The sequence below is a fragment of the Streptomyces sp. cg36 genome (genome assembly GCF_041080675.1).
Lineage (GTDB): Bacteria > Actinomycetota > Actinomycetes > Streptomycetales > Streptomycetaceae > Streptomyces.
In genome coordinates, this window is sequence record NZ_CP163520.1 from 4993064 (window position 1) to 5012856 (window position 19793).

The following is a 19793-nucleotide window of genomic DNA, read 5'->3' on the forward strand; positions in this document are numbered from 1 at the left end:
CACCCTCGCGCCCGTCCTGTACCCGGCCGCCCGGGCTACCCCGTGCGCGGCTGGCGGCGCGGCCGGTTGGCGCCGCCGGCCGTCGTGCCTCCGGTGGCGCCCTGGGCCGCGCCGCCGGTGCCGCCGGGGCCCGCCGTGGTGCCGCCGTTGGTGGGTCCGCCGTCGGTGGTGCCTCCGTTGGCCGCGCCGCCGTCGGTGGTGCCTCCGTTGGTCGGGCCGCCGGTGGTGGTGCCGTCGGTGGTGGTGCCTCCGTTGGTGGTGGTGCCCGTCGTGGTCCCGCCGTTCGTGGTGGCGGCCGTGGTGCCCCCGTTGGCGGTCGTGCCGCCATTGGTGGTGCCGCCGTTGCTCGGGCCGCCCTGGGTCTGTCCCTGGTTCTGCCCCTGCGTCTGGCCCTGGGCCTGTCCTTGCGTCTGCCCCTGGGTCTGGCCCTGGTTCTGGCCGGGCGGGTTGGGGGCCTGCGTCTCGACCGGCGGCGGCACGGCCGCGCCCTCCTGGAGCTGGAGGTCGAAGTCCTGCGCCTCGGTGCCCTTGAGCGCGGCGGCCGTGTACTGCGCCCACACCTGCGCGGGCGGCCCTCCGCCGTTCATGCGGGGCAGCCCCAGCGCCCCGTACAGCGGCTTCTGGGCGGCCGTGTCGGGGTCCTGGCCCATCACCGCGACCACGGTCGCCAGATCGGGCGTGTAGCCCGCGAACCAGGCCGCCTTGTCGTCCTCGGCGGTACCGGTCTTGCCCGCCGCCGTACGGCCGGACGCCTGCGCGGCCGTACCGGTGCCGCCCTCCACCACGCTCTGCAGGATCGACGTGGTGGTGTCGGCGGCCTCGCGCGAGACGGCCTCCTTGTCGTCCTGTCCGGGCAGGTCCAGCTTCTCGCCGTCCTTGGTGACGGATTCGACGATCGTGTACGTGCCGTGCTTGCCGTGGTTGGCGAGCGTCGCGTACGCCTCGGCCATGTCCAGGACGGAGGCGGTCGCGGTGCCGAGCGCGATGGACGGCCCGTTGGGCATGTCCGGCGTGCTGGAGGGGATGCCGAGGTCGACGGCGGTCTGCCGGACGCTCTTGGGTCCGACGTCCACCGCCATCTGGGCGTACACGGCGTTCACCGAGAGGTCGGTGGCGGACCGGACGGTGAGGGAACCGTAGGACTTGTCGTCTTCGTTGGAGGGGTTGTACGGGGTGCCCGACCAGCCCTGTACGAAGCGTCTGTTGGTGCCGTCGTAGATGGTGTTGGGGGTGATCGTGCGGCCGTCCTGCGTCTTGGAGTCGTTCTCGACGGCGGAGGTGAAGACGAACGGCTTGAAGGTGGAGCCGACCTGGTAGTCGCGCCGGGTCGCGTTGTTGACGTACTGCTTGGTGTAGTCGATGCCCCCGTACATCGCGAGCACCTTGCCGGTCGCCGGGTCGACGGAGGCGCCGCCGACGCGGACGTTGCGGTCCACCTTGCGGTCGGCGCTGACCTGGGACATCACCTTGTCCTGGACGGCGGCGACGAAGGCGTCCTGCTTGGCCCGCACCAGTGTCGTGGTGATCCGGTAGCCGCCCTTGGCCAGCGTGTTCTCGTCGATGATCTTGTTGCTGGTCAGATAGTCCTTGACGGCCTCGACCACATAGCCGCGCTGTCCGGCCATCCCGGCCGCCGGACGCACCTTGCCCGGCACCGGGAAGGTGGCCGCCGCCCGTTCGGCGGGCGTGAGCCACTTCTTCTTGACCATGCCGTCCATGACGTAGTTCCAGCGCGCCACGGCCCGGCCCTTGTTCTCCGGGTGCGCCACCACGTCGTAGGCGCTGGGGGCGTTGAGCAGGGAGGCCAGATAGGCGCCCTCGGCGGTGGTGACCTTCTCGACGTCCTTGCCGTAGTACGCCTGGGCGGCGGCCTGGATGCCGTAGGCGTTGCGCCCGAAGTAGCTGGTGTTGAGGTAGCCCTCCAGGATGTCCGACTTGCTGACCTCGCGGTTCAGCTTGATGGCGATGAAGAACTCCTTCACCTTGCGGCTGATCGTCTGCTCCTGCCCCAGGTAGTAGTTCTTCACGTACTGCTGGGTGATGGTGGAGCCGGACTGCTTGCCCTTGCCGGTGAGGGTGTTCCAGGCGGCGCGGACCATCGCCTTGGGGTCGACCGCCCGTTCGGAGTAGAAGTCGCGGTCCTCGGCGGCGAGCACGGTGTGCTGGACGGTGAGGGGGATCTGGGCGAGGCGCACGTTCTCGCGGTTGATCTCGCCGTCGCGCGCGAGCTGGCCGCCGTCCGCGTAGAGGAAGACGTTGGACTGGGCGGTCGCCGTGGCGTTCGCGGGCGGGATGTGGACGAGCGTGTATCCGGCGATGAACCCGCCGATGAGCAGCAGGGCGACGACGAGGAAGGTGCCGAGCACCATGCGCCAGGTGGGTACGAGACGGCGCCAGCCGGTCCGCCGGGGCCGCTTCTTGCCGCCCTTCTGCCGGGCGCCTTGCGGCCCGTCCCCCTGGCCCTCCGGCGCGTTCCCGCCGGGGCCGTCCGCCGGGCTCCCGGCGGATCCGGCGGGGGTGGCCGAGGGGTCCGCCCCGGCGGCCGTGCGGTCCCGGGGGGCCCATCCCGAGGGCTCGGGCCGCTGCTCCGGCCGGCTCGCCCGGTCCGGCTGCTCGTCGTCGCTCATGTCCCTCTCGCCGGTGCGGGGTCGGTCTGGCTGTCGGGTCGTTTCGGATGATTCGCGTGGTACGCCCATATTGCACGTCCGGCCGGGGAAAAGCCGTCGCGCTCGGCTCCGGGCCGCACTAGGGTCGTGCGCTTCGGCTTGGGGGCACCCGGCGCCACGACGCCCGGCCCCCTTCATACACGGACTGGCACGCGGACCGGGCGAGGAGGAGACGGGTGCGGCTCTATGCGGCCGTCGCGGCGGGCGGGTTCCGGCGCTATACGACGTACCGGATCGCCACGGCGGCAGGGGTGTTCACCAACACCGTCTTCGGCGTGATCGTGGCGTACACCTATATGGCCCTGTGGAGCGCCCGCCCGCGTCTGGGCGGCTACGACCAGGCCGAGGCGCTCACCTATGTGTGGCTCGGCCAGGCCCTGATCATGACGGTCGCGATGATGGGCGGCGGCTTCGAGGACGAGCTCATCGAACGCATCCGTACGGGTGACATCGCGATCGACCTGTACCGCCCGGCCGACCTCCAACTGTGGTGGCTGGCGGCCGACGTGGGCCGGGCGGCCTTCCACCTCCTGGGGCGCGGCCTGGTGCCGCTGGCGTTCGGCGCGCTCGCCTTCGATCTGGCGCTGCCCGCCGACCCCCGGACCTGGCTGGCGTTCCTGCTCGCGGTCTTCCTGGGCGTCCTGGTCAGCTTCTCGATCCGCTATCTGGTGGCGCTCTCGGCGTTCTGGCTGCTGGACGGGGCGGGCGTGGCCCAGATGGCCTGGCTGGGCGGGATGTTCTTCTCCGGGATGGTGCTGCCGCTGACGGTGTTCCCGGGCGCGCTCGGCGAGGTGGCGCGGGCGCTGCCGTGGTCGGCGCTGCTCCAGGTCCCGGCGGACGTCCTGCTGGGCCGCCACACGGGCTGGGGGCTGCTGCGGGCGTACGGCTTCCAGTTCGGCTGGGCGGCGCTGCTGCTGGGCGCCGGCCGGGTGTTCCAGGCGGCGGCGACGCGCCGGGTGGTGGTCCAGGGTGGCTGAGACGGCGACGGACACGGCGGCCGGACCGTCGGCCGACCGGGGCGGGTCGGGGACGGAGGGGGCGCGCGAAGGCCGCTGGGGCGCCGCCGCCGAGGGCGTGCGCGCCTACCGGCTGATCGCGGGCATGTGGATCCGCTCCACCATGGCCTACCGCGCCTCGTTCCTGATGACGGCCTTCGGCAACTTCGCGGCGACCGCCCTCGACTTCGTGGCGATCCTGCTGATGTTCGCGCACGTGGACGCGCTGGGCGGCTTCACCCTGCCCGAAGTGGCCTTCCTCTACGGGGCGTCGGGCGTCGCGTTCGGCCTCGCGGACCTGGTGATGGGGTCCATGGAGCGGCTCGGCCGCCGGGTGCGCGACGGCACCCTGGACACGCTGCTGGTCCGCCCGGTGCCGGTGCTCGCCCAGGTCGCCGCCGACCGGTTCGCGCTGCGCCGGCTGGGCCGCATCAGCCAGGGCCTGCTGGTGCTGGGGTACGCCGTGTGGGCCCTGGACATCCACTGGACGCCGCTGCGGGTGCTGATCGTCCCGCTGATGCTGCTGAGCGGCGCCGCGATCTTCTCGGCGGTGTACGTGGTGGGGGCGGCGTTCCAGTTCTGGGCGCAGGACGCCTCCGAGGTGCAGAACTCCGTCACGTACGGCGGCAACACGCTGCTCCAGTACCCGCCGACGGTGTTCGCCAAGGACATGGTGCGCGGGGTGACCTTCGTGGTCCCGCTGGCCTTCGTCAACTGGCTGCCCGCGATGTACGTGCTGGGGCGCCCGTACCCGCTGGACCTGCCGGACTGGCTGGCGTTCACGCCCCCGCTGGTGGCGGCGGGCTGCTGCGCGCTGGCGGGCCTGGCGTGGCGGACGGGGCTGCGCTCGTACCGCAGTACGGGGAGTTGACCCGTACCGCAGCAAGAGGGGTTGAGCGGGGGCTGTGAGCGAGGCGCGGAGAGGTGCGGGAGGCGGGCGTGATGGGTGTGACGGGTGATGGGGACGACGGTGTGACGGGCAATGGTGTGACCGGCGAGACGGAGGGCCGAGTGACCGGCGGGGCGGGCGACGCGGTGATCGAACTCGACGACGTGCGGAAGGTGTTCGAGGTCCGCCGGGGCAAGGGGCGGCTGCGGAGGGGGAAGAAGGAGGTCAGGGCGGTCGACGGGATCTCCTTCACGGTCGCGCGCGGTGAGATGGTCGGCTACATCGGACCCAACGGCGCCGGGAAGTCGACCACCATCAAGATGCTGACCGGCATCCTGACCCCGAGCGCGGGCCGGATGCGGGTGGCGGGCCTCGAACCGTCCCGGCAGCGCACCCGGCTGGCCCGTCGCATCGGCGTGGTCTTCGGTCAGCGCACCACGCTGTGGTGGGACCTGCCGCTGTACGACTCGTACCGGCTGGCCCACCGCATGTACCGCATCCCCGACGCCCGCTTCCGGGAGAACCTGGACCGCTGCGTCGAACTCCTGGACCTGGGCGCCCTGTTGGACGTGCCGGTGCGCCAGCTCTCGCTCGGCCAGCGGATGCGGGGGGACATCGCGGCGGCCCTGCTGCACGACCCGGACGTGCTGTACCTGGACGAGCCGACGATCGGCCTGGACGTGGTGAGCAAGGCGAAGGTGCGGACGTTCCTGCGCGAGCTGAACGCCGAGCGGGGGACCACGGTCCTGCTGACGACCCACGACCTGACCGACATCGAGCAGCTCTGCGCGCGCGTGATGGTCATCGACCACGGCCGCCTGGTCTACGACGGGGCGCTCGCGGGGCTGCACGAGGTGGGGGAGAGCGAGCGGACCCTGGTGGTCGACCTGGCCCGCCCGCTCCCGCCGATCGACATCGCCCACGCGCGCGTGGTGCGAGTGGAGGGACCCCGGCAGTGGCTGGCGTTCCCGGCGACCGCGTCGGCGGCGCCGCTGGTCGCGCGGATCGCGGCGGAGTACCCGCTGGTGGACCTGTCGGTGCGGGAGCCGGACATCGAGTCGGTGATCGCGCGGATGTACGCGGACCGGGGGATGCAGTGAGCGGACGTACGCGGACCGGGGGGCGGTGAGCGGGGGAGTGGCTCTCGTGCCGCGCGGCGGTCCGCACCTGCCCGGCTGCGGGGTGAGCGGGGGTCTGCGCGGGGCCCGGCGGTTCATTAGTCTGACCGTATGACGAGTGAACCTGCGGGGGCCGGGCTTCCGGAGATGCGTGCGTCGGACGCCGAGCGGGAACGCGTGGCCGAGGCGCTGCGGGAGGCCGTGGCGGAGGGCCGACTCGACATGGAGGAGTTCGAGGAGCGCCTGGAGGCCGCCTACAAGGCGCGCACGCACGGGGAGTTGGCCCCGCTGGTACGGGATCTGCCGGCGCCGGGCGGCGCGTCCCCGGCCTCGTCCCTCTCCCCGCTCGCGTCCTCGTCCGCGCCCGCATCCGCGTCGGCTTCGGCCGCCTCCCCGGAGGTCGACTGGCCCTCGCGGATCGGCGGGCAGGCGACGTCCAGGGGCGCCTTCGCGCTGTGGGGCGGGTTCGGCCGCCGGGGTACGTGGACGATCGGCCCGAGGTTCACCGCGTTCGCGATGTGGGGCGGCGGCGAGATCGATCTGCGCGAGGCGCGCTTCGAGTCCCGCGAGACGGTGATCCGCTGCTTCACGATCATGGGCGGCATGGGGGTCACGGTCCCGCCCGAGCTGACCGTCCGGGTCCGCGGCTTCGGCCTGCTGGGCGGCTTCGGCGACCGGGCGACGGGCGAGGGCACCCCGGGCTCGCCGCAGGTGACCGTCACCGGATTCGCCCTGCTGGGCGGCGTCGGGGTGGAGCGCAAGCTGCGCAAGGCCGCCAAGCGGGAGCTGCGCGAACGGGACCGGGCGGACCGGAACCGCAAGGAACTGGGCTGAGCCACCCGGCCGGGTCCCACGAACGAGTGGCCCACCCCGCACCGGGAACTCGACGTGCGCCCCGGGAGTACCTGATGTAGGCCAGAAGGGGACGATCGCGCACGGGGTGGTGCGGGCGAGGGCGGACGGACGGAGCGAATGGAACGCAGCGGAGAGGCGGACGAGGGCGGGGTTGGGGCGTCCGGGGTGCCGGGTGGGGCCGGGGGCGCCGGCACCTCCGGGTTGTCCGGGGTGCCGGGTGGGTCCGGGGTGCCCGGTGCCTCCGGGGCGTCCGGAGCGCCCGGTGCCTCCGGGGTGCCGGGTGGGGCCGGAGCGGCCGACGTGTCCGGCGTACCCGGAGGGACGGAGACGGCTGGAAGGTCGGAGGCGGCCGGGCCCACCGGGCCGTCCGGGGGCGCCGGTGCGGCGGCGGGGGCCGCGCGCGGTGGCTCGGCCGGAGGCGGTCCCAGTGCGCCGCCCCTGCCCCCCTTCTCGTACACCGAGGCGGACGAGGAGAAGCGCCGAGGCGTGCGCCGGATGAAGGCCACGGCGACGGGGCTGCTGCTCTTCGTGGCGCTGGTCTTCGCCCTCGCGACCTGGGCGGACCGTTCGGGCGCGGGCCCGTGGGCGGCGTACGTCGCGGCGGCGGCCGAGGCGGGCATGGTGGGCGCGCTGGCGGACTGGTTCGCGGTGACGGCCCTGTTCCGCCACCCGCTGGGCGTCCCCATCCCGCACACCGCGATCATCCCGAACAAGAAGGACCAACTGGGCGAGTCGCTGGGCCAGTTCGTCGGGGAGAACTTCCTGTCCCCGGAGGTGGTGCGCACCAGGCTGGGCGCGCTGGGCATCGGCGGCCGGGTCGGCGTCTGGCTCGCGGACCCGGCGCACGCCGACCGGGTGACGTCCGAGCTGGCCACGGCCCTGCGCGGAGCCCTGACGGTCCTGCGGGACTCGGACGTACAGGCGGTGGTCGGCGAGGCCATCACCCGCCGCGCGGACGCGGCGGAGATCGCCCCGGGCATGGGCAAGACCCTGGAGAAGGTGGTCGCGGACGGCGGCCACCGCCGGGTGGTGGACCTGGTGTGCGCGCGGGCCCACGACTGGCTGGTGCTGCACGGGGACTCGGTGATGGACGCGGTGCAGGGCGGCGCGCCGGGCTGGACGCCCCGCTTCGTGGACCGCAAGGTCGGCGAGCGCGTCTACAAGGAGCTGCTCCGCTTCGTCACGGAGATGCGGGACATGCCGTCGCACCCCGCGCGCGGGGCGCTGGACCGCTTCCTGGCGGACTTCGCGGCGGACCTCCAGTCGGACACGGAGACGCGCGCGAAGGTGGAGCGCCTGAAGTCGGAGGTGCTGGCGCGCCCGGAGATCCAGGACGTCATCGCCTCGGCGTGGTCCTCGGTCCGTACGATGATCATCGCGGCGGCGGAGGACGAACGCAGCGAGCTGCGCCTGCGCGCCCGCGCGTCCCTGCTGGCCCTGGGCAACCGCCTGGCCACCGACGCCCGGCTCCAGTCGAAGGTGGACGGCTGGCTCCAGGACGCGGCGGCGTACGTGGTCTCGACGTACCGAGCGGAGATCACGTCGCTGATCACCGACACGGTCCGCTCCTGGGACGCCACGGACACCTCCCGCAAGATCGAGGCCCACATCGGCCGCGACCTCCAGTTCATCCGGATCAACGGCACGGTGGTGGGGGCGCTGGCGGGCCTGGTGATCTTCGCGGTGGCGAGGGGGTTCGGGGGGTAGGGCTGCCGGGGCTCCGGGAGAACGGGCTCGCGGGCCGGCGCGGGAGAGCGCATGGCGGCAGGGCTGTCTCCCGCTGGGCGCGTGACGGCGCCACCGTCCCCCGCTGGGCGCGTGACCGCAGTCCTGTCCCTGCTCTGCGTGGCCACGCACCCAGCCGGTCCAACCTGCGGGGAGTCGCAGTGTGCACCGTTACGTACGTGAGAGTCGCCGGGGGCGTTCAGACGGTTCCCGGATGGCGGGGAACATTTTTCGGGGGTGAGGGGGAGCCCCGGCCGAGCCCCCGCCCCCCACCCCTGCCCGGCGTTCACTTGCCCTGCCCTGCCCTGCCAGTCCGCTCAGGCGCCCTTGCGGGTGACGGCCCAGGAGGCGGCGGCGACCCCGCCGGCCACGGCGAACACGGAGGGCCAGGCGCCGACCTTCTTGGCGAGCGGATGCGACCCGGCGAACGCGGCGACGTAGGCCGTGGTCAGCCCGACCGCAGCCTTGGTCCCGGCGGTCCGCCGCCACTCCCGCGCGGCCACGGCACCGGCGGCGGCCAGCGCCACCCCACCGAGCGGCCGCTTCCGCGTCCACCGAGCGGTGGCATACCCCCCGACAAGCCCACCTGCGGCTATAGCTGCTGCGGGAACCTTGGCCATGTCTGCCTCCTGCGCCTGATCGGACTGTCCGGTCCGAGAGTAATAGGGGGCTTCCTGGGACCCTCAGCCGGGCGAACGGCAGTGCGCTGGACTAATCCTTGATCTCCGGACTCAAGGCTTTCGCGATTTCCGCCCGTACAGCAGCAGGTGTGCGCCATGATTCGCCGCGATGGCTCGTGTGGCACATGCGGTGGCAGTTGGAACACAGGAATGCCAGATCCTCTAGCCGTGTCTCGCGAGGACCCGAGATGTGGAGAGGCAGGGTGTGGTGCACCTCGATGTAGTCCTTGCCGAGCTCCCCGTACGTCCGCTCGAAATGGAACGCGCAGACCTCGCACTGCAGAGGCTGGCCGAGGCGGCGGGCCTGGGCGATCTTCCGCTGGCGCAGCTTGGGACTGCGCTCCCGGTAGATGGCCCAGCGGGCCAGAAGGCGCCCCTCGGCAGCGGTGGTGCCGTCCTCCGCGACCTCGCCGGGCTGCTCGGGGATCCGGACCAGTGCACCAGAACCGATACCGTCCTCGATCCCCCGAGCCGCTTCGAGCATGGCGGCCTCGTGATCGATGAACGCTTTGATGATCTCTTTGTCGGCCTTCCCGCCCTTGGTGCGCTTGCCGGCGTAGTCCGGGTGATTGGTCGCCAGATCGGTCGTCTTGCGGCTCACGCTGCCCACCGAGCGGTACTGGGGCAGCGCGTTGGCAATGCCTTCGTGCAGGGGAAGGGAGCGCAAGAGGTCCGACAGCTCCTGGACGGCGGGGTCCCCTTCCCGGAGCTCGCGCCAGCCGTTCTTCACGACGAGTGCACACGCCAGGACCAGCTCGTCCCGGGTCCACGCAGGGCTACGAAGCATGAGCCATATCGTATGAGTGTTCGGTGGGGCGGGGGGTGTGTTCAGGGAACTGAGTTCCGTGCTGCAAGATTGGTGCAGTCCCGTTGTCAGTGGGTTCTGTCACCCTCTGTGATGGCAGGTCACGTGGAGTGGCTGTCGTCGTTTGATCGGAAGGAGGGGGCATGATCCGCACCAATGATCTGAAGTACAAGTCCGTGGAGATCTGTGCCGGCGCCGGAGGCCAGGCCGTCGGTCTGCACCACGCGGGCTTCAAGCACGTTGCCTTGATCGAGATCGACAAGGATGCGTGCACCACGCTGGAGGCTAACACCGGCGAGGATGCCGAATGGGCAGGCTGCAGGGTCATCCAGGCAGATCTGAGGGCCTTTGACCCCAGTGGGCTCGGTCTGGAACCCGGGGAGCTCGACCTGCTGGCCGGCGGCGTCCCGTGCCCTCCTTTCTCGGCGGCGGGAAAGCAGCTCGGCCGGGACGACGAGCGCGATCTCTTTCCGGTCATGCTCGAGCTCGTCGAACACCTTGCCCCCAAAGCCGTGATGATCGAGAACGTCCGCGGTCTGGTGGACCAGAAGTTCGCCAGCTACCGCGAGGAGATCATCAAGAAGCTCGAATCCCTGGGGTACGAGGAGTGCTACTGGGAGGTGCTGGAGGCCAAGAGGTACGGCGTCCCCCAGCTGCGCCCCAGGGCCATCCTGGTTGCGATGAAGCCGGAGTACGCCCGGCACTTCGAGCACACCAAGCCCGAGCCGCGCCCGGAGCTCTCGGTGGGTGAGGCGCTGGAGGACACGATGCGCGCCCGGTTCGAGGCGGTTGCCGACGACCCGAGGGCCGAGAAGGCGTTCAAGAACTGGTACGAGAAGGCGCAGGAAGGCGTCGCTCCGACCCTCGTTGGCGGCTCGAAGAAGCACGGCGGCGCCGATCTCGGTCCGACGCGCGCAAAGCGGGCGTGGGCCGACTTGGGCGTGTGCGGTATGGGCGTGGCGAATGACCCCAAGGACCTCAAGGACAAGGAGCGCGACCTCTTCGCGGAGGCGGGCCCCAAGCTCACGGTGGAGCAGGCCGCCCTCATCCAGGGGTTCCCGGGCGACTGGAAGTTCAGCGGCCGGAAGACGGCCGCCTACCGGCAGGTCGGGAATGCCTTCCCGCCGCCCGTGGCGCAGGCGGTAGGGGAGCAGATTTACGCGGCGTTCGAAGCTGCGGAGAAGAACGGCAAGTAGGCCGTCACCTGCCTTCTGCTCGCAGCCGGCTCACGGCCGCCGCGATCCTGACGGCGCAGTCCTCCGGCGGTTCGTGTTCCCAGAACCGCAGCACGGTCCAGCCGGCTTCTTTGAGCTGTTGGTCGGTGTCCCGGTCGCGCGCCATGTTGCGGGCTACCTTGTCCGACCAATAGCCAGGGTTGGTCTTCGGGGGGACGTAGTGCTCGGGGCATCCGTGCCAATAGCAGCCGTCCACGAACACTGCCAGCTTCGCGGGGCGGAAGACCACGTCCGCGGTTCGGCGCAGCCCGGGTAGCGGCTTGGCCGCTACCCGGTAGCGCAGTCCACGGGCGTGCAGAAGGCTGCGGATCAGCCGTTCCGGTTTGGTGTCGCGGCTGCGGATGGCCTGCATGTTGCGCCGACGGGCCTCCGAGGAGGCCCATGACCCCTCGGGGGGAGTCCAGTTCTCGGTCATCCCGGCTATTGCCTGCTCTGCTTGCGCTTAGCGGCTGCGGCGATCGAGCCCTCTGGCCAGGGTTCCCAGCGAGTCAGCCGGTACTCGGAAAGGGCGCGGCGCCCGCCTTTGGGGCGAATGACACGGTTCTCGTAATCCCAGCCGAGATTCCGAAGTTCTCGGAGCCGTCGCTGCCAGTCGTCTTGGTACTGCCGCATGGAAGCGACTACGCCGATGAGATCTGCGGGGACCCACTGGCCGTCCAGGGCCTTCAGGAGCTCGCCGATCCTGCCGTGGGGCTCGTCGTGCTGAACCGCCGAGCGGATCTGTTCGGCGTACGGGTCGTATGTTGCGTAGAAGTCCCGCTTCTCTGCGTTGCACTGCTCGCACAGGGGCTGGAGGTTTTCCAGCTCGTTGTCGCCGCCCCAAGCGACGGGGATCTTGTGATCCACGACTAGTTTCACGTGGTCATTCAGGGGGGTGTTTCCGCACTGGGCGCATCGCTGAGGTGCAAGAACCTGAGCTCTGATGGGCCCCTTTATGTTCTGGCGCATCCCTCCGGCGGTGACTGGCTTCCAGCCTTCGAGCCTGTACCGGTGCAGCCGGCCGTCTCGGTATCGCTGGACGACGAAGCAGTCCCGCAGTGAGCGGAGCCGCCGCATGGCCTCCGACTGCGATTCCCCGAACTGTTCCGCGATGAACGAATGGATTTCCTCGGTGGAGGGCGGTGAGCCCCGTCGCTCGTAGAGGAACCCGTACAAGCGGCGCACGCTCTCCAGGGGGAGCAGCGCGCGGATTTCGGAGGAATCCGGTTCAGGGAGCGGGCGTTCAGCGTCTACGGGCATGATCAGTTCTAGGTCGTCTCGTTCGGGCGGAGCCAGGTGCGCACTGTCAGGGATGTTCAGAAATCGTGTGCTTAGGAAGGAATGGAGCGGTCTCCAACGGGTCGTCGTCATCGGCCAGTACCCAGTTCCGGCCGTCGAGCGTCACCGAGGGCCGGTCCCCGTGGTGCGGCCGGGCCGAGGCCACGCGGAAGCTGACCAGCTCCCCGTGGCGCGGGACCGTGGCCCCCAGTGCTCTGGCGACTGCCTGGTGGCTGCTGTAGTGGCCGGGGATGAGGATGCCCTCCTCTCTGAGGACCGTACGGGCTCGGCCCTTGGCCTCCCGTACCCGAGCCATGTAGTCGCTCTGCTGGGCCACGGTCCGGACGACCCCGCGCCCGATCCTCCGGTTCTGCACTCGCCGGAAGAGCTCGTTCACGCGCTGCTGCCCGGAGGAGTGGGCCAGGATGCTGTCCCGTACAGCGGGGTTCAGGTGCAGCAGTACGTTCTCCGGGAGCTCGGCCTCATGCCACAGCCAGAGGATCTTGTTCCGGTGCTCGGCCTTGACCGTCAGCTTCAGGTCCCGGTTGTTTCCCTTGTTGAGCCACTCCGGGGCTATCCGGAGCAGGCCAGCGCTCCAACGGCTCTTGTAATCGTCTGCCCAGACCAGCAGACACAGATGCCCCATGGCCTCTGGCGGGATCATCCAGCCGCCGAACGCCTGCGAGTACTTGCAGTCGACGTCACTTCCCGCGATCCGGTAGTCCATGTCGATGCCGTCGTCGAACTTGAACTCGCGCTGGAGATTGATCTCAACGACCGTGCCGGCATGGGTCTTCTCGGTCTTGAAGAGCGTCTTCCAGTCGTACCGTCCCGTGACCTCTCCATTGAGCAGCTGGTCGATGGTGTCCCTGAGAACGGCCGCGAAGCGCTGGCCTGTGGGATCCGCCCGGCGAAGACTTTCGTAGACCGCGGCTAGCTCCGGGTCCTCCTGAAGCGAAGGCTGTGAAGGGAGGTTCGTGACGGCGGATACGTCGAACGGCAGCAACGAGCAGCCTTCCATCGGGGATCGGCGAGGAGTCGGGCAGCAGCCCTACAGCGGGTCTGCGAGCGCCTGGTCACGCATCAGGCGCCCCGTGGCACTCCCCGTAAGCAACCCCCGACCCGCACCAGCAAGCCTCCCCCCGGCGAGGGGGCCAGGCCGCGGCTCGGCCTCGGGCTGCCAGGGTTGTGGCGTACTGGGGGAGGAGGTCCGCGTTCGACGGGGAGGAGGATTCCGAGGCCGCGAACGCCTCGTAGGAGGGGACCGTGCCCGTGACGATGCCCAGGTTCGCCGTGCCCGTCGCCGAGAGTTCGCGCAGGGACGCCTCGATGTCCAGGAGGTGGGCGTCGTGGGTGGGGTATTCCGTGGCCAACGACGGGTACGCGGTGAGGAGTTCGTCCAGTTCCGGGGCCGGCCAGTGCAGGACCGCCACCGGGAACGGGCGGGACAGGGCCGCGCGGTAGGTGCCCAACTCGGTGCGCAGGCGCGCCAGTTCCGCCTTCAGCTCCGCCGGGTCGTCCGAGCCCAGCGACCACAGGCGCTTGGGGTCGTGGAGTTCGTCCAGGGTGATCTCGGCGCGGTGCAGCCGGTCCGCCAGGTCGTCCCAGGAGTCGTGGTCCAGTGCCAGCAGCCGTCGCACCCGGTGCCGGGCCGTCAGCAGGGACTGGGTGGGGTACGGGATCTCCGCCTTCGGGCCGTCGGCGGGCAGCAGCAGGCCGAGCGCCGTCGTCAGCGTGCTGTGCGCCGCGTCCAGCTCGTCGTGCGTCTCCAAGGTCTCCGCGACGATCTCCCACGGGGCCGGGTCGCGGGGCGCCGCCACCCGGATGCCCTCGATCATCGCCCGGGCCTCCGCCTCGTGCCCGTACTCCCAGAGGTTCGCCGCCTTGAACGCCTTGATCAGGGTGGGGTGCTCCGGCTCCGCCGCCAGCAGACGGTCGTACAGCGTGGTGGCGCGTTCGCGGTCACCGGCCAGCTCCAGATGGGCCGCGGCCTGCAGCAGCAGCGGTTCGTGGTCCTCGGGGTACTGGTCCGCGGTGCGCAGCAGACGCTCGGCTTCGGCGGTGTGATCGGCAGGCGTGTCGGGGCGCATGAGGGACACCGTACTGCTGTGCGGGGTCCCAGCGGAGGGGTGTTCCGGCCCTGGTGAGTTGACGGGGCAGCCCTTATGGTGCGCGCGTGCGGAGAGCGGGGTGGGGCAAGGGGGCGCGACCGCGGTCACCGGTCGCCGTCCGGGAGCGCCTGCGGAGGCGGCCGGCGGGCGGCGGCGGGCCGGGGCGGCCTTCGGGACGCGTACCCGTCGTCGTGCAGGGGCGGTCGCGGTGGCGGTGGGGGCGCGGGGTTTGGGGGCGCGCCGGTCGGGCGCGGGCGCGGAAGTTCGGGCTGCGGCGGCGTGCCCCGCGGGAGCGCCCGGCCCCGCCCCGGCCCCTCCTCCCCCGGCCCCTCCTCCCCCGTACCCTCTGGGCCGCCGCCGAGCTCACCGTCACCGCCGGAGTCGTCCTCCTGCTCCTCGTCGTCCATCAGCTGTGGTGGACCAATCGGGAGGCCCGGCACGAGGCCCGGCAGACCGTGCGGCAGCTGGAGCGGGAGTGGGGGAGCGGCGCGCCGCCCCCGGCAGCGGCGGCCGGGGGCGGCGAACCTTCGGCCGCCGTCGCCCCCTCCGCCGTCGACCCCTCCGACCCCGCGCACCCCCGCACTCCGGCCCCCGCCCCCTCGCGCCCCCTCGGCGACCAGGCGTACGCCGTCCTGCGGATTCCCGCCCTCGGCCTCACCGCCCCCATCGCCGAGGGGATCGGCAAGCGCGGGGTGCTCGACAAGGGGTACGCGGGGCACTACCCCGGGACCGCCGAGCCCGGGCAGGCCGGGAACTTCGCGCTCGCCGGGCACCGCAACACCCACGGCGAGCCCTTCCGGTACATCAACCGGCTGCGGGCCGGGGACCGGGTCGTCGTCGAGACCCGGGACGCCGTTTTCACCTATCTGGTGGACAAAACGCTCCCCGAGACCTCCGCCCGGGACAGCGGCGTGCTCGCGGACGTGCCCCGCAGCACCGTCCGTACGTCGTACGGATACGGCGAACCCGGCCACTACGTCACCCTCACCACCTGCACCCCCGAGTACACCTCGCGCTACCGGCTGGTGGTGTGGGGCAAGCTCGCGTCGGCGCGGGCGCGCTGAGCCCGCGCCGCAGGCCGGGCCGCCCGCCCCGCCCCCTGGCCCGTGCCCCGCCCCTCGGCACCCGGTTGTCCGACCCGTCGTGTATAACGGCAGAAGCGTCTTGAGTCGGACAAACGATCGAACGGGGAGGGGGAGTTCGTATGCGTTCCGGCGCCACCAGTGCCACTCGCGTCAGTCGTGCCACCGGCCGCCGTGCCGTGTCCGCGCGCCCCGCCGCCTCCCCGCGCCTCGCTCTCGGGCTGCTCTTCTTCCTCCTCGCCGAGCTGCTGCTCGTCGAGGGCGGCATGCTCTCGGGAGCCGTCGCCCTGGCCGCCACCGCCGCGGCCGGGTCCGCCCTCGCGCTCTGCGCGATGCTCGCCTCCCGCACGGTGCCCACGATTCCGCGTACGCACATACGTACCGCGATACGGGACCGGGAGCGGCGGACCGCCTTCCTGCCGCAACGCGACCCCGACGCCTCCGGGCGGCCGAGGCCGCGAGCTCCGGGCCGTCCCGTCCTGACGGCCGTCTAGGCGCGCAGGGCCGCGGGCCCTTCAGCCGGTTCCCCGTACCCCGGGTACCTGGCGCACCCCGTACCTCCGGCACCAGCCGTACCCCCGGTACTCCGTGCGCCCTCCGGGGCACCCCCGCACCCCGCACCCCTCCGCCCGACCGGCCGTCACGCCGTTCTGTACCGCGCGCCGCAGACGCACGCGCCCCCAGACGCCCAGACGTGACTCCGGAGGCTTCCCATGCCCACGCCCGCATCCATGCCCATGCCCGCATCCATGTCCATGTCCATGCCCACATCCCTGTTCGACGCCTTCTCCGGTCTGGTCGAGCGGCTCGCCGACCTCGTCCAGCCGGTCTTCCACGGCTCCGCGACCGCCGCCGCGATCGTGCTGTTCACCATGCTCGTCCGCCTCGCCGTGCATCCGCTCTCGCGCCAGGCGGCCCGCGGGCAGAAGGCGCGGGCGGCGCTCCAGCCGCGCCTGGCCGAGCTGCGCAAGAAGCACGCCAAGGAGCCCGAGGCGCTGCGCAAGGCGGTGATGGAGCTGCACGCGGCGGAGAAGGTGTCGCCGTTCTCCGGGTGCCTGCCGAGCCTGCTCCAGCTGCCCGCGTTCTTCCTCCTCTACCAGCTGTTCTCCGGCTCCGGCCTGGGCGGGCACAGCACGCTGCTCGGCCACCGGCTGCTCGGCGCCCCGCTCTTTGGGCGCTGGGCGGACGCTCTTGGGGACGGCGGCCCGGTGGGCGGGGCGGGGCTGGTCTACCTGGCGCTGTTCGCCGTCGTCACCGGGGTCGCCACTTTCAACTACCGGCGCACCAAGCGTCAGCTCGCCACCAACCCGATGGTCCCGGCGGACCAGGGCGAGGGGGTGCCCGGGCTGGACGCGATCACGAAGTTCATGCCGCTGATGTCGTTCGCCACCCTGATCACGGTGGCGGTCGTCCCGCTGGCGGCGGCGCTGTACGTGGTGACCAGTACGGCGTGGTCGGCGTTCGAGCGGGCGTGGCTCTACCGGGACCGGACCGCGCCCGCCCCGGCCGCCGCCGCGTAGGGCCCTGGCCGAGCCGCCGCCCAGAGCCCCGGCCGCCCGCCACGCGGGGGCCGTGCACAGGGGCCGTGCAAGGGGGTCCGGCGGGTGAGGGAGGTTCGGGGTCCAGTGTGTGAACGGGGTCTTGCGGAGTGGACCGCGACCTTGGAGGATCGAACGATCCTCCGATGGCCGCTACCCATCGGCCGGGCCCGGCTCGACCAAGGGAGACAGACCATGAAGCTGCTGCGCGTAGGTACGGCGGGCAGCGAGCGCCCCGCGCTGCTCGCCGCCGACGGGACCCTGCGGGACCTGTCCGGCCTCGTGCCGGACATCGACGGGGACCTGCTCGCCGACGAGTTCGCGCTGGACCGGATCCGGGCGGCGGCGGACACCGGAGTGCTGCCCGCGCTCGACGCGGCGGGGCAGCGCGTCGGCCCGCCGGTCGCCCGGATCGGCAAGGTCGTGTGCATCGGGCTGAACTACCACGACCACGCCGCCGAGACCGGCCAGGCGATCCCGGCGGAGCCGGTCGTCTTCCTCAAGGCGGCGGACACGGTCGTCGGGCCCGACGACACGGTGCTGGTGCCGCGCGGTTCGGTGAAGACCGACTGGGAGGTCGAGCTGGCGGTCGTCATCGGACGCACGGCCAGGTACGTGACCGACGAGGAGGACCCGCTGGCGTACGTCGCGGGGTACGCGGTGGCGCACGACGTGTCGGAGCGCGAGTTCCAGATAGAGCGCGGCGGGACCTGGGACAAGGGCAAGAACTGCGAGACGTTCAACCCGCTGGGCCCCTGGCTGGTCACCCGGGACGAGGTCCCCGACCCGCAGGCGCTGCCCCTGCGGCTGTGGGTCAACGGCGAGCTGAAGCAGAACGGTTCGACCGCCGACCAGATCTTCCCGGTCGCGGAAGTGGTGCGGTACGTCAGCCGGTTCATGACGCTGTACCCCGGCGACGTGATCAACACGGGCACGCCCGCGGGCGTCGCCATGGGGCAGCCGGAGCCGAAGCCGTATCTGCGGGCGGGGGATGTTGTAGAACTGGAGGTCGAGGGGCTCGGACGGCAGCGGCAGGAGCTGAAGGGGGCATAGGGGCGTCAGGGGCATGGCGGGCGTAGGGGGCGCGGCTGCCGGTGCCGGTGTGGTGCTGGTCGTCGGCCGGCTGCGGACCGTGCCCGCGTCTCGCGCGGTTCCCCGCGCCCCCAGGGGGCGGCCCGGGAGCACCCCGCACCCGGAGCGACCCCCGGCCCCGGCCCCCCTCAGCCCCGCAACCGCCCCTTGAACCCCCGCAACCCCTCCACCACCAGCGCATGGTCCTCCACCTGCGGCAGGCCCGAGATCGTCGCCGTGCCGATGAGGCCCGTGCCCGTCACCCGCAGGGGGAACGAGCCGCCGTGGGCCGCGTAGGTGTCCGGGTCCAGGCGGGAGGCGGCTTCGAACGTGGTGTTCTTGGCGCGGAAGCGGGCGCCCACCAGGTAGGAGCTCGCCGCGTACCGCTCGGTGACCCGGCGCTTGCGGTCGACCCAGGCGTCGTTGTCGGGGGTGGAGCCCGGCAGGGCGCAGCGGAACAGTTGCTGGGCGCCGCGGTGGATGTCGATCGTGACCGGGGCACTGCGGGCCACCGCCAGCTCCCGCAGCAGTGAGCCGAGCGCCCACGCGTCCTCGTACGTGAAGCGGGCCAGCTCCAGTTCGGCCTCCTGCGCCTCCAGTTCGGGGATCGACGGCCCCGCGGCGGGTGTCGCCGTCACAGCGCCACCTCCACCGTCACGCCCTCGCGCGCCGACTTCCGGGCCGCCTCCAGCACGTCGAGGGCCGCCGCCGCCTCGTGCGCGGTGACCGGCGGTTCGCCGCCCCCGCGCAGGGCGGCGGCGATCGCCGAGTAGTACGCGGGGTAGTCGCCCGGCCGGGTCGGCACGGGGTGCCCGCCGCCGGTCAGCGGGGACTCGCCGGAGCCGACCCGGCCCCACATGCCCTCGGGCTCCAGGCCCCAGGGCCCGCCGGTGCCGGGCCGGTGGCCGTCGCGCAGGGCCGCCTCCTGCGGGTCCAGCCCGTACTTGACGTATCCGGCCGCCGAGCCGAGGACCCGGAAGCGGGGGCCGAGCTGGGCCGTGGTGGCGCTGACGTACAGGTGCGAGCGGACGCCGCCCGCGTGGGTGATCGCGATGAAGGTGTCGTCGTCGGCGCGGGCGCCGGGGCGGCGCACGTCGGCCTCCGCGTACACCCGCAGGGCCGGGCCGAACAGGACCAGGGCCTGGTCGACGAGGTGGCTGCCCAGGTCGTACAGCAGGCCGCCGATCTCCGCCGGGTCGCCGGACTCGCGCCAGCCGCCCTTGGGCTGCGGGCGCCAGCGCTCGAAGCGGGACTCGAACCGCTGGACCTCGCCGAGCTCGCCCGCCTCCAGCAGCGCGCGCAGGGTCAGGAAGTCGTTGTCCCAGCGGCGGTTCTGGAAGACCGAGAGCAGCAGCCCGCGCTCCTCGGCGAGGGCGGCCAGGCCGCGCGCCTCGGCGGCGGTGCCCGCGACCGGCTTGTCCACGACGACCGGGACGCCGGCCTTGAGGGCGGCGGTGGCGATCGGGACGTGCGTCTTGTTGGGGGAGGCGATCACGACGAGGTCGAGGTCCGCGTCGAACAGCTCGTCGGGGGAGGCGGCGAACCTCAGCCCGGCGCCGTGCTCGGCGCGGGCCTGCTCGCGGCGCTCGGGGCTGGAGGTGACGACCGTGTCGAGGGCCAGGCCCTCGGTCGCGGCGATCAGCGGGGCGTGGAAGACGGAGCCCGCCAGGCCGTAGCCCACGAGTCCGACGCGGAGGTCAGTGTCCGTACGAGCGTTCATGGACCTACTTAAGCAACGCTGTTGCTAAAGTGCAAGCGCAGGAGAC

Annotated in this window: 19 protein-coding genes; 10 read left to right on the forward strand and 9 right to left on the reverse strand. The window is 72.1% G+C overall.

The window, feature by feature from the left end:
- Positions 1-35: 35 nt before the first annotated feature.
- Positions 36-2627, reverse strand: a complete 2592-nt coding sequence (locus AB5J87_RS22110) for a transglycosylase domain-containing protein (protein ID WP_369378656.1) — start codon at positions 2625-2627, stop codon at positions 36-38.
- A 215-nt stretch (positions 2628-2842) separates the two neighbouring features.
- Here AB5J87_RS22110 and AB5J87_RS22115 point away from each other — a divergent pair, with 215 nt between their 5' ends.
- The 5 genes from AB5J87_RS22115 (at position 2843) to AB5J87_RS22135 (ending at position 8230) form a co-directional block, all read left to right on the forward strand.
- Positions 2843-3643: an ABC transporter permease gene (locus AB5J87_RS22115; RefSeq protein WP_369378657.1), complete on the forward strand. Its 801-nt coding sequence runs from the start codon at positions 2843-2845 to the stop codon at positions 3641-3643.
- 97 nt (positions 3644-3740) lie between these two features.
- Entirely contained in the window at positions 3741-4532 is a 792-nt protein-coding gene (locus AB5J87_RS22120; protein ID WP_369383620.1) for an ABC transporter permease, read from the forward strand.
- Positions 4533-4603: 71 nt separating this feature from the next.
- Positions 4604-5650, forward strand: a complete 1047-nt coding sequence (locus AB5J87_RS22125; protein WP_369383621.1) for an ATP-binding cassette domain-containing protein — start codon at positions 4604-4606, stop codon at positions 5648-5650.
- Positions 5651-5779: 129 nt separating this feature from the next.
- Complete coding sequence (locus AB5J87_RS22130; RefSeq protein ID WP_369378659.1) at positions 5780-6502, forward strand: DUF1707 domain-containing protein; 723 nt, start codon at positions 5780-5782, stop codon at positions 6500-6502.
- A gap of 138 nt (positions 6503-6640) precedes the next feature.
- Positions 6641-8230, forward strand: coding sequence for a DUF445 domain-containing protein (locus tag AB5J87_RS22135; protein ID WP_369378661.1), 1590 nt, complete (start codon positions 6641-6643; stop codon positions 8228-8230).
- Between the two features lie 335 nt (positions 8231-8565).
- Here AB5J87_RS22135 and AB5J87_RS22140 read toward each other — a convergent pair whose 3' ends face one another.
- Positions 8566-8868, reverse strand: a complete 303-nt coding sequence (locus tag AB5J87_RS22140) for a hypothetical protein (RefSeq protein WP_369378662.1) — start codon at positions 8866-8868, stop codon at positions 8566-8568.
- 91 nt (positions 8869-8959) lie between these two features.
- Positions 8960-9715, reverse strand: coding sequence for an HNH endonuclease (locus AB5J87_RS22145; protein WP_369378663.1), 756 nt, complete (start codon positions 9713-9715; stop codon positions 8960-8962).
- Positions 9716-9876: 161 nt separating this feature from the next.
- Here AB5J87_RS22145 and AB5J87_RS22150 point away from each other — a divergent pair, with 161 nt between their 5' ends.
- Positions 9877-10929, forward strand: coding sequence for a DNA cytosine methyltransferase (locus AB5J87_RS22150; RefSeq protein WP_369378664.1), 1053 nt, complete (start codon positions 9877-9879; stop codon positions 10927-10929).
- A 4-nt stretch (positions 10930-10933) separates the two neighbouring features.
- Here AB5J87_RS22150 and AB5J87_RS22155 read toward each other — a convergent pair whose 3' ends face one another.
- The 4 genes from AB5J87_RS22155 to AB5J87_RS22170 all read right to left on the reverse strand — a co-directional run bounded on the left by AB5J87_RS22155 (position 10934) and on the right by AB5J87_RS22170 (position 14315).
- Positions 10934-11320 (reverse strand): very short patch repair endonuclease, encoded by a 387-nt coding sequence (locus AB5J87_RS22155; RefSeq protein ID WP_369383622.1) that lies wholly within the window; start codon positions 11318-11320, stop codon positions 10934-10936.
- A gap of 68 nt (positions 11321-11388) precedes the next feature.
- A complete protein-coding gene (locus tag AB5J87_RS22160; RefSeq protein WP_369378666.1) occupies positions 11389-12207 on the reverse strand; it encodes an HNH endonuclease in 819 nt (272 codons plus the stop codon).
- A 46-nt stretch (positions 12208-12253) separates the two neighbouring features.
- Positions 12254-13231, reverse strand: a complete 978-nt coding sequence (locus AB5J87_RS22165) for a NaeI family type II restriction endonuclease (protein WP_369378667.1) — start codon at positions 13229-13231, stop codon at positions 12254-12256.
- 70 nt (positions 13232-13301) lie between these two features.
- Positions 13302-14315, reverse strand: a complete 1014-nt coding sequence (locus AB5J87_RS22170) for an SEC-C metal-binding domain-containing protein (protein WP_369378668.1) — start codon at positions 14313-14315, stop codon at positions 13302-13304.
- Between the two features lie 290 nt (positions 14316-14605).
- On the opposite strand from AB5J87_RS22170, the gene AB5J87_RS22175 reads away from it, so the two are divergent.
- The 4 genes from AB5J87_RS22175 (at position 14606) to AB5J87_RS22190 (ending at position 18009) form a co-directional block, all read left to right on the forward strand.
- Complete coding sequence (locus AB5J87_RS22175) at positions 14606-15400, forward strand: class E sortase (protein ID WP_369383623.1); 795 nt, start codon at positions 14606-14608, stop codon at positions 15398-15400.
- A 140-nt stretch (positions 15401-15540) separates the two neighbouring features.
- The gene (locus tag AB5J87_RS22180) at positions 15541-15912 is read left to right on the forward strand and encodes a DUF6412 domain-containing protein (RefSeq protein ID WP_369378669.1); all 372 of its coding nucleotides are present in this window, start codon (positions 15541-15543) and stop codon (positions 15910-15912) included.
- Between the two features lie 267 nt (positions 15913-16179).
- Positions 16180-16938, forward strand: coding sequence for a YidC/Oxa1 family membrane protein insertase (locus tag AB5J87_RS22185; RefSeq protein ID WP_369378671.1), 759 nt, complete (start codon positions 16180-16182; stop codon positions 16936-16938).
- A gap of 213 nt (positions 16939-17151) precedes the next feature.
- Positions 17152-18009, forward strand: a complete 858-nt coding sequence (locus AB5J87_RS22190) for a fumarylacetoacetate hydrolase family protein (RefSeq protein WP_369378672.1) — start codon at positions 17152-17154, stop codon at positions 18007-18009.
- A gap of 167 nt (positions 18010-18176) precedes the next feature.
- Here AB5J87_RS22190 and AB5J87_RS22195 read toward each other — a convergent pair whose 3' ends face one another.
- Together AB5J87_RS22195 and AB5J87_RS22200 are read right to left on the reverse strand one after the other, a co-directional pair.
- Positions 18177-18665: a heme-degrading domain-containing protein gene (locus AB5J87_RS22195; protein ID WP_369378673.1), complete on the reverse strand. Its 489-nt coding sequence runs from the start codon at positions 18663-18665 to the stop codon at positions 18177-18179.
- The gene (locus tag AB5J87_RS22200) at positions 18662-19747 is read right to left on the reverse strand and encodes a Gfo/Idh/MocA family oxidoreductase (RefSeq protein ID WP_369378674.1); all 1086 of its coding nucleotides are present in this window, start codon (positions 19745-19747) and stop codon (positions 18662-18664) included. Before AB5J87_RS22200 ends, AB5J87_RS22195 begins: the two co-directional genes overlap by 4 nt.
- Positions 19748-19793 lie beyond the last annotated feature (46 nt).

What these genes read in the sequence shown, in the direction of transcription:
- AB5J87_RS22110 (WP_369378656.1), bottom strand. Translation starts at nt 2,627, where the DNA reads ATGAGCGACGACGAGCAGCCGGACCGGGCGAGCCGGCCGGAGCAGCGG.
- AB5J87_RS22125 (WP_369383621.1), top strand. Translation starts at nt 4,604, where the DNA reads ATGGGTGTGACGGGTGATGGGGACGACGGTGTGACGGGCAATGGTGTG.
- AB5J87_RS22130 (WP_369378659.1), top strand. Translation starts at nt 5,780, where the DNA reads ATGACGAGTGAACCTGCGGGGGCCGGGCTTCCGGAGATGCGTGCGTCG.
- AB5J87_RS22135 (WP_369378661.1), top strand. Translation starts at nt 6,641, where the DNA reads ATGGAACGCAGCGGAGAGGCGGACGAGGGCGGGGTTGGGGCGTCCGGG.
- AB5J87_RS22140 (WP_369378662.1), bottom strand. Translation starts at nt 8,868, where the DNA reads ATGGCCAAGGTTCCCGCAGCAGCTATAGCCGCAGGTGGGCTTGTCGGG.
- AB5J87_RS22145 (WP_369378663.1), bottom strand. Translation starts at nt 9,715, where the DNA reads ATGCTTCGTAGCCCTGCGTGGACCCGGGACGAGCTGGTCCTGGCGTGT.
- AB5J87_RS22150 (WP_369378664.1), top strand. Translation starts at nt 9,877, where the DNA reads ATGATCCGCACCAATGATCTGAAGTACAAGTCCGTGGAGATCTGTGCC.
- AB5J87_RS22155 (WP_369383622.1), bottom strand. Translation starts at nt 11,320, where the DNA reads ATGCAGGCCATCCGCAGCCGCGACACCAAACCGGAACGGCTGATCCGC.
- AB5J87_RS22160 (WP_369378666.1), bottom strand. Translation starts at nt 12,207, where the DNA reads ATGCCCGTAGACGCTGAACGCCCGCTCCCTGAACCGGATTCCTCCGAA.
- AB5J87_RS22170 (WP_369378668.1), bottom strand. Translation starts at nt 14,315, where the DNA reads ATGCGCCCCGACACGCCTGCCGATCACACCGCCGAAGCCGAGCGTCTG.
- AB5J87_RS22180 (WP_369378669.1), top strand. Translation starts at nt 15,541, where the DNA reads ATGCGTTCCGGCGCCACCAGTGCCACTCGCGTCAGTCGTGCCACCGGC.
- AB5J87_RS22185 (WP_369378671.1), top strand. Translation starts at nt 16,180, where the DNA reads ATGCCCACATCCCTGTTCGACGCCTTCTCCGGTCTGGTCGAGCGGCTC.
- AB5J87_RS22190 (WP_369378672.1), top strand. Translation starts at nt 17,152, where the DNA reads ATGAAGCTGCTGCGCGTAGGTACGGCGGGCAGCGAGCGCCCCGCGCTG.
- AB5J87_RS22200 (WP_369378674.1), bottom strand. Translation starts at nt 19,747, where the DNA reads ATGAACGCTCGTACGGACACTGACCTCCGCGTCGGACTCGTGGGCTAC.